Source organism: Levilactobacillus lindianensis (assembly GCF_003946095.1).
Classification (GTDB): domain Bacteria; phylum Bacillota; class Bacilli; order Lactobacillales; family Lactobacillaceae; genus Levilactobacillus; species Levilactobacillus lindianensis.
The window spans coordinates 57,266-63,265 of sequence record NZ_RHOD01000016.1; the positions used below are offsets into that span (position 1 = coordinate 57,266).

Sequence of the window (6,000 nt, forward strand, 5' to 3'; positions counted from 1 at the left end):
GTCAATCCTGTTTTTATTTACGCGCTACTTCTAATAAGTTTTAACCATTTGATCATGCCGGTTACTGATTGGAAAAGCTATTTTAACAGAACTTTAGGCCCAACTCTTAACAATAGTCGGCGCTTTTAGATCAAGTAAGCGTTTACTGACGTTAGTAAAAGAAATTTTTTTACAAAAATATATATTTTTTGAAAAAAAGTAGTCAAAATAGTTTAATTTCCTATTGTTCAATGCTACACTAGGAGATGGAAAATTCGAATCTAATTTCAACCAGAAAAGGAAGGTTTCTAATGGCAGAAAAAGCTAACATTGGTGTTGTTGGTATGGCAGTTATGGGTAAGAACCTTGCCCTTAACATCGAAAGTCGCGGCTACACAGTCGGGATCTTCAACCGTTCCGAAAGCAAGACTAAACAAGTCATGCAAGACCACAGTGAAAAGAAATTAATCCCTAGTTACAATGTAGAAGACTTCGTTAAGTCTTTGGAAACACCTCGTCGGATTCTTTTGATGGTTAAGGCTGGTAAGCCAACCGATGCCGTCATTCAAGAACTCTTACCCCTGCTTGACAAGGGTGACGTGTTAATCGATGGTGGGAACACGAACTTCCACGACACAATGGCACGGAACGCTGAACTGGACAAGTCCGGTATCAACTTCATCGGGATGGGTGTTTCCGGTGGTGAACTGGGTGCCTTACAAGGGCCTTCCTTGATGCCTGGTGGCCAAAAGGAAGCTTACGACTTAGTTGCCCCAATCTTGGAACAAATCTCTGCTAAGGCAGAACAAGATGGCAAGCCATGTGTAACGTACATCGGGCCTAATGGTGCCGGTCACTACGTTAAGATGGTCCACAACGGTATCGAATACGGTGATGAAGAGCTGATCGATGAGGCTTACAACATCATGCGTAACGTTGCTGGCATTTCAGTTGATGATATGGCTGACATCTTCAAAGACTGGAACAAGGGCGAACTTGACAGTTACTTGATCGAAATCACCGCTGACATCTTAACTCGTAAAGATGACTTAGGCGACGACAAGAGCAAGCCTATCGTTGACATGATCTTAGACCGTGGGAACAACAAGGGTACTGGTAAGTGGAGTTCAGAAGATGCTTTGAACATTCAAGTACCTCAATCTGTTATCACTGAATCCGTCTACGCTCGTTACATCTCAATGATGAAGGACGAACGTGTGAAGGCTTCTAAGGTCTTACCAGCTGCTGCAAAGCAAGGCAAGGCTGACTTCGGTGACAAGACTGAATTCATTGAAAAGGTTCGTCAAGCCCTCTTCTTCGGTAAGTTGATGAGCTATGCGCAAGGTTTCGAACAACTTCGGATCGCTTCAGAATCCTACGATTGGGATCTCCAATTCGGTGAATTGGCACAAATCTGGCGTGGCGGATGCATTATCCGGGCCCAATTCCTCCAGAACATTACGGATGCCTTTGACAAGGATCCTAAGTTGACCAACTTGCTGTTCGACGACTACTTCAAGGACATCGCCACTAAGTACCAAGAATCAATCCGCGATGTTGTCGCTGTAGCCGTTCAAGCCGGGATTCCAGTACCAGGTCTGTCAGCTTCAATTACCTACTACGACAGTTTCCGTGCTGAAGTCTTACCAGCTAACTTGCTGCAAGCACAACGGGACTACTTCGGTGCTCACACGTACGAACGTACTGACCGCCCAGGTAACTTCCACTACTCATGGTACGAAGAACAATAAATCTTTAAACCTAAAAAAAGACGCCCTCGCGGCGTCTTTTTTCGTTCATTAAATTCAGCGTTAATCCCCGTTCATTGCCGCGTGTGACCCCGGTAGGTCCGACCGGTGAGTTTATCCGTCACTGCCATTTGCAGGGCGTGGAGGCTTTCCCAGTGGTCAATTTCGCTGGCTAGGCCGGCTTCCCACTCTGACTTCTCACGACTCTTGGCAATGAAGTGATCCCAGTTGGTATCGGCTGTATCGCGGTCTTTCATCTGCCGCCAATGAGACCACTCGTTGAGGTGGTCGGCTAGCACTTGCAGGTCCTTAGGATCTAAGAGTAGTTTTTCAGGCATTGGAAATTCCTCCTTTTTAGACAAAACTAATGGTCATTAGTTGGTTTTATTTATAAATATAGTGTAACAAAGTTAATACCCTATGACAATAGTTTTCCACAAAAAAGTTATGCGGTCTCATTGAAATCCCACCCGCACCGAAAAAATTTCACCAGTTTACTTTACCCGCGAGTAAAATGTGCCATAATAAAGATAGTGCACCGATCGACACGACCGATACCAATAGGAACTTAGACTTTGAGGAGGTCACCATTTTGCAAAACCCAGATTTATCAATCACTGACCTGGATGAACACGCTCAGTCAACCGCATTGACCGACTTCGTCCACTTTTACATTGCGCACTACCGCAAGAACGACTTGGAAATCTTGTCTCAGTATAAGGTGGACTACGTGATGAACGACGTTAACCAGTACCTGTACGCTAACCAGTCGTTCAGCCCAGAACAACTCGCCGCTGGGGTGTTGCAGTATAAGCAATCGTCATTCATTGAGATTTTAAAGACCATCGGTTTATCATTTACCGATAATGGTGCCCTGAAGGATAACACTTGGGAAGGCTGGTACACCCAGCAATACGCCAAGGTACAACAAGGGATCTAACTGAGAAGTCCGGTTTGTTTACCGGCCTAAATAAGGGAGGCCCACCGATTAGCGGTGAGCCTCCCTTGCGATATACTCAGGTCAAATTTATAGTTTACCCACGAGATCGGTTCCCGGCTTCAGGGTACTTTCGCCGGGGTGCCAGTTGGCTGGGCAGACCCGATCGCCATGTTCCGCCACGAATTGTGCGGCTGTCAGCGTCCGGAGAATCTCCTCAGCGTTCCGACCAACGCCCATATCATTTACGGTATAGGAACGAACCCGTCCCGCTTCATCGAGGATAAAGACCCCACGATAGGCTTGCCCCGCTTGTTCGTCTAGCACCTCGTAGTGCCGAGCAAGAACGCCGGCTGGATCAGCAATCATGGGATAGGCCACCTTACCAACCTTGGGACTCTGCGCGTGCCAAGCCTGGTGAACGAACTCCGTATCTTCCGAAATACTATAGATTTCAGCATTTAACTTCTGGAAGGCCTCGTAGTGATCGGCCAGATCACCCAGTTCGGTAGGACAGACGAAGGAGAAATCCGCTGGATAGAAAAATAGAACCGACCAATGGTGTTGCAGGGTTGCCGGCGTGACCGGAATAACCGTTCCTGCTTGAAACGCGTTAACTTGAAAGTCGGGTAATGCAGTACCAATAAAGTTCATAATATTTGCTCCCCTCATTCTAAATAGTCATGGTTCACCCTCAGGATAACCGCTCACCACCAACTAGTCAAGAATCATTCTAAATTAAACCGAGATATTATAAATATATTTTTAGTTCGTTATTATAATAATCATTCGATTTTCATTAAGCTAAAGGGTTGCAATTATCATGAAAATCAGTTAAACTGAATTTGTAAGATAAATTAGAAGCTGTTAGGTGAGGCTCCTATACGGAAAATGCTACTGCTCAGAAACGTCGAGAAACGCCAATGAGTCAGCTGTGCAGGTCAAATTAAGGCCTGCTCTAATGTAGCTGTTATGATTCTTTAACTACGCCGTATAGTGCTAAAACTCAACGACTGGCTAAATTAGTTCGCAAATTGCTTTTTAATTGTGCGCTTAGCCAGCCGTGGCTAAGCGCTTTTAATTTACCACAGTTGTCACTGTCGTTTACTTTAGGAGGTGATTGAACATGACAACGCCACATATTGATGATCCTGGAGCGAGTTATTACTCGCCGGTGGGAAAGTTATTGCCAGTTCACACCTCTTGGTTGACGCTTTGAGGAGACCTGTTCTCTAGCTTTCCCGTGCCCGGACTCCGTAGCTTGATGCGGAGGTTCGACCACTAGAAGTTGAACGGAATCGATTAGCTGCCTTTATTCAGCCGTCGTTGGTGTTGCAACCAACCGCATGGCGACTGACCTTCTCTGAACTCGTTTGGAGCTAATCGGATTCGAACCACTTAATCGATAACGCAAGCTAGAGTTACTTCGTTTTTCTCGGCACTATTCCACTATGATGCACTGACGTGTTAGTCCGAATAGCGTTACAACAACTGTAACCCGCTCTACCCCTGGGGGAACTCTGAGGTGAGAAGAACTTCCCGTAACTGACGCCGTTTCAACTAGGTCGGTTTTTAATCTCTGACGGTCGATACGACTAACAACCACAAATTTAATTTTATCTGATTACTAGCCGGTCACCGTGACCCATGGGCTGATGGGAATCACCCCGCAAGCACGGCAAGCCACTATTAATCGGTTATAGCTATTATCAATGTAAAAATTCCCAACAATTCTAGCCAGAATTGTTGGGAATTTTTTTATCCTATTTATTTAGCACTAGCTTCTCGCAATTTGGCAAGATAAGCCTGACTCTTTTCTTCGCTAAATTCATGCTCAGATTTACCGATAATGACAGTCGCTAGTGAGTTCCCGACCACGTTAACGGCCGTTCGACCCATGTCGACCAACCGGTCAATCCCAGCAATAAAGGTCAACCCACTCATCGGAACTCCGATAGTGGAGACCGTTGCCAACAGAACGACGAAGGAGGCCCCTGGGACACCCGCCATGCCCTTACTGGTGATCATGAGGACCACGAGCAGCGTAATCTGTTGGCCAAGGCTCAGGTGAATGTGGTAGGCCTGAGCGAGGAAGAGTGCAGCCAGCGACTGATAAATTGCAGACCCATCCAGGTTAAAGGTGTACCCGGTTGGAATCACAAACGACACGATCCCCTGACTGACGCCAAATTTGTCCATCTTGTCGATCAGCCGTGGCAAGGCAGCTTCGGAACTTGCCGTTGAAAAGGCCAGAACCGCCTCATTCTTAATGACATAAAGTAGATCCTTTAGGTGAAAGCCAAACATCCGCGCGGCAAGGCCCATGAAGACCACAATGAACAGCGCCATCGTAGCATAGGCCAACAGGATAAAGTAACCCAAGGGTGCCAAGGCTGACAACCCCATTTGCGCGATGGTCACCCCAATTAAGGCACAGACTCCAATTGGTGCGGTATGCATAACCCAGTTGGTTACCCGGAACATAACTTGCGAGACTGCGTCCAGAAAGTCAATAATAACCTGACCTTGTTTCCCAATGGCTGCGGTCCCTAGTCCGAAGAAGACGGAGAAGAAAATAATCGGCATCATATCACCCTCGGAAAGTGACTTGAAGAAGTTGGTGGGAATAATTCCCATCAGTGTGGCCCAGATGCCGGAATCCTTGGCAGACTTGGCCGAGGAGACGTATTGACTGATATCGGAACTATGTAGTTGATGAATGTTGATAAAGTCCCCTGGGTGGAAGATATTGCCGACCAGTAGCCCCAGGGCAATCGCAATGGTCGTCATGATTTCGAAGTACAGGATGGTCTTGCCGCCGACCCGGCCGAGCTTCTTGATGTCGCCCATGTTGGCAATCCCAACAGTTAGACAAGACACCACAATTGGCAAAACGATCATCTGGATTAAGCCAATAAACATGTTTCCAATGTTCTGCATGGCTGTGATGGCAATCTTGTTTTGATAAAAGATTGAACCCAGTACAATGCCAAGTACCAGCCCAATCAAGATCTGCCACCCCAGGCTCAGGCGGTAGCTACGATACGTCTTCATAATATTTTCCACCCATTTCCAAGATAGTTTGTTTTTAAGTTCTGTTTTATCACTAAACTAACGACAAGTACCAGCATAGCACATTATTTTGGCCCGACCAAGGGCCCTACAGAACAACTAGAGTTAGCCCTTTACTAATTAACTCGGTCGCAAATTTAGCTTATAAAAAAAGTGGAATCCATCTCTGGATTCCACAAGTCGCGTGGCAACGTCCTATCCTCGCAGGGGGCGATCCCCCAACTACTATCAGCGTGCTGAAGCTTAACTTCCGTGTTCGGCATG

The 6,000-nt window shown here is 46.5% G+C and carries 5 protein-coding genes and 1 riboswitch; of the genes, 2 read left to right on the plus strand and 3 right to left on the minus strand.

All coding sequences use genetic code 11. The annotated features are described in order from the left end of the window. The first annotated feature begins 290 nt into the window (after nt 1-290). Nucleotides 291-1,730 (plus strand): NADP-dependent phosphogluconate dehydrogenase, encoded by a 1,440-nt coding sequence (gndA, locus tag EKM70_RS07705; protein WP_125546740.1) that lies wholly within the window; start codon nt 291-293, stop codon nt 1,728-1,730. A 71-nt stretch (nt 1,731-1,801) separates the two neighbouring features. On the opposite strand, the gene EKM70_RS07710 is transcribed toward gndA, so the two are convergent. Then, nucleotides 1,802-2,065 (minus strand): hypothetical protein, encoded by a 264-nt coding sequence (locus EKM70_RS07710; RefSeq protein ID WP_125546742.1) that lies wholly within the window; start codon nt 2,063-2,065, stop codon nt 1,802-1,804. A 254-nt stretch (nt 2,066-2,319) separates the two neighbouring features. Between EKM70_RS07710 and EKM70_RS07715 the strand changes: the two genes are divergently transcribed. Further along, nucleotides 2,320-2,667, plus strand: a complete 348-nt coding sequence (locus EKM70_RS07715) for a hypothetical protein (protein WP_057878942.1) — start codon at nt 2,320-2,322, stop codon at nt 2,665-2,667. An 87-nt stretch (nt 2,668-2,754) separates the two neighbouring features. Here EKM70_RS07715 and EKM70_RS07720 read toward each other — a convergent pair whose 3' ends face one another. Together EKM70_RS07720 and EKM70_RS07725 are read right to left on the minus strand one after the other, a co-directional pair. After that, complete coding sequence (locus tag EKM70_RS07720; RefSeq protein WP_125546744.1) at nt 2,755-3,318, minus strand: peroxiredoxin; 564 nt, start codon at nt 3,316-3,318, stop codon at nt 2,755-2,757. 202 nt (nt 3,319-3,520) lie between these two features. After that, nucleotides 3,521-3,689, plus strand: a riboswitch (M-box (ykoK) riboswitch). 742 nt (nt 3,690-4,431) lie between these two features. Beyond that, nucleotides 4,432-5,718 (minus strand): dicarboxylate/amino acid:cation symporter, encoded by a 1,287-nt coding sequence (locus EKM70_RS07725; protein ID WP_125546746.1) that lies wholly within the window; start codon nt 5,716-5,718, stop codon nt 4,432-4,434. Between the last annotated feature and the right edge of the window lie 282 nt (nt 5,719-6,000).

What these genes read in the sequence shown, in the direction of transcription:
- EKM70_RS07720 (WP_125546744.1), bottom strand. Translation starts at nt 3,318, where the DNA reads ATGAACTTTATTGGTACTGCATTACCCGACTTTCAAGTTAACGCGTTT.
- EKM70_RS07725 (WP_125546746.1), bottom strand. Translation starts at nt 5,718, where the DNA reads ATGAAGACGTATCGTAGCTACCGCCTGAGCCTGGGGTGGCAGATCTTG.
- EKM70_RS07710 (WP_125546742.1), bottom strand. Translation starts at nt 2,065, where the DNA reads ATGCCTGAAAAACTACTCTTAGATCCTAAGGACCTGCAAGTGCTAGCC.
- gndA (WP_125546740.1), top strand. Translation starts at nt 291, where the DNA reads ATGGCAGAAAAAGCTAACATTGGTGTTGTTGGTATGGCAGTTATGGGT.